Source organism: Staphylococcus sp. EG-SA-2 (assembly GCF_017152085.1).
Genome location: NZ_JACYHC010000714.1, coordinates 1 through 1,793, shown reverse-complemented (window position 1 = coordinate 1,793; position 1,793 = coordinate 1). Strand labels below are relative to the sequence as shown.

Sequence of the window (1,793 nt, the reverse complement as noted above, 5' to 3'; positions counted from 1 at the left end):
AACACACCAAACGTTGCAGAAGATAAATCACAAGACGACTTGAAAGATGATTTAAAAGAAAAGCAACAATCAAGTAACCATCATCAATCCACGCAACCTAAGACCTCACCATCAACTGAAACAAACAGGCAACAATCATTTGCTAATTGTAAGCAACTTAGACAAGTTTATCCGAATGGTGTCACTGCCGATCATCCAGCATATCGTCCACATTTAGATAGAGATAAAGATAATCGTGCATGTGAACCTGATAAAAATTAAACAACAAGCGAATTGAATTCAAATTGTATTTAGCTTTATGCACTAATCACATAGTAAATAATGAGGGAGATTTTTTAGGCATGAGCAATCAATTCAAAAGTGAAGAAGAACGAAGACAATGGGAACAATTCCAAGCTTTCCAAAATCAACAAAACCAACAGCACCAGCAATACGGACAAAAGAAATCTAAAAAAGGATGGTTCTGGGGTTGTGGTGGTTGTCTAGTATTATTTATTTTAATTATCATCGGTATTTCAGCTTGTACAGCTGGTGTCACTGGTAACCTTGGTGGAAATAGTTCTAAAGAAGCGAACAAAACCCATAAAATCGGTGAAACTGTTAAAAATGGCGACCTTGAAGTCACTGTAAATTCAGTGGAAACTATGAAATCTGTAGGACCGTCTCTTGCACCAACAAACGCTAAAGGTATATTTGTCGTTGCTGATGTGACGATTAAAAACAAAGGTAAAGAAGCGTTAACAATTGATAGTTCAATGTTTAAGTTAAAATCCGGTGATAAAACATTTGAAGCAGATAATACAGGTTCAATGTCTGCTAATCAAAGTGACAATGGTAGTATAGAAAATTCATTTTTCTTACAGCGTATAAATCCTGATAGCACTGCACAAGGTAAAATTGTTTTCGATGTGTCAGAAAACATAGCCAACGCAAAAGATAAAAAATTAGAAGTTATTTCTAGTTTATTTAGCGTCAAGAAGATTACATTTGATTTATCCGATGCTAAAAAAACATCAAAAGCTAAAAAAGACAAGCAAGATACAGAAGTAGCTGTTGCGAGTTCAAATAGCGATAATGTAAATTATGAAGCTTCGGCTACTACACCTGCTACAACTTCTAGTGCGGATACTGATTCTGAAGATAGCGAAAAGTCTAGTAAAGATGAGGATAAACAGAATGCGTCTAAAAGTGATAAATCTAGTGTAGAAAAAAGTGAATCTAATGAGGAAACTGCTACTGTAGAGCCCATGCCCCAGAGCAAACCTACCACTAGTGAAGCACCACCTAGTCAAAATAATCACAACGAAAATAACATGTATGATGCTTCAACAGAATAAATTTTCAGGGTAGCTCAGCTACCCTTCTTTTTCGGTAAAAATAAATATACATAGCAATATAAGGAGATTAAAAAATGAAATTCAAAGCTATCGTTGCAATCACATTATCATTTTCACTATTAACTGCCTGCGGTGCTAATCAACATAAAGAAAATAATAGTAAATCAAATGACACTACTAAAAAGACGCAAGAAACTGACAACACTACACAGTCAAATACAGAAAAGCAAATGACACCACAAGAAGCCGAAGATATCGTTCGAAACGATTACAAAGCAAGAGGTGCTAACGAAAATCAAACTTTAAATTATAAAACAAATCTTGAACGGAGTAATGAACATGAATATTATGTTGAACATCTAGTCCGCGATGCAGTTGGCACACCTTTAAAACGTTGCGCTATTGTTAATCGACACAATGGTACGATTATTAATATTTTTGATGATATGTCAGAAA

General features: G+C 34.8%; 2 protein-coding genes and 1 pseudogene. All 3 read left to right on the top strand.

What is annotated here, in order from left to right:
* Positions 1 to 261 (top strand): excalibur calcium-binding domain-containing protein (locus IDG60_RS13035; RefSeq protein WP_206160773.1); only part of this gene is annotated, 261 nt, incomplete at its 5' end.
* Between the two features lie 80 nt (positions 262 to 341).
* A complete protein-coding gene (locus IDG60_RS13030) occupies positions 342 to 1,337 on the top strand; it encodes a DUF4352 domain-containing protein (protein WP_000070642.1) in 996 nt (331 codons plus the stop codon).
* Positions 1,338 to 1,411: 74 nt separating this feature from the next.
* Positions 1,412 to 1,793: pseudogene (locus IDG60_RS13025) on the top strand (hypothetical protein); the annotation flags it as partial.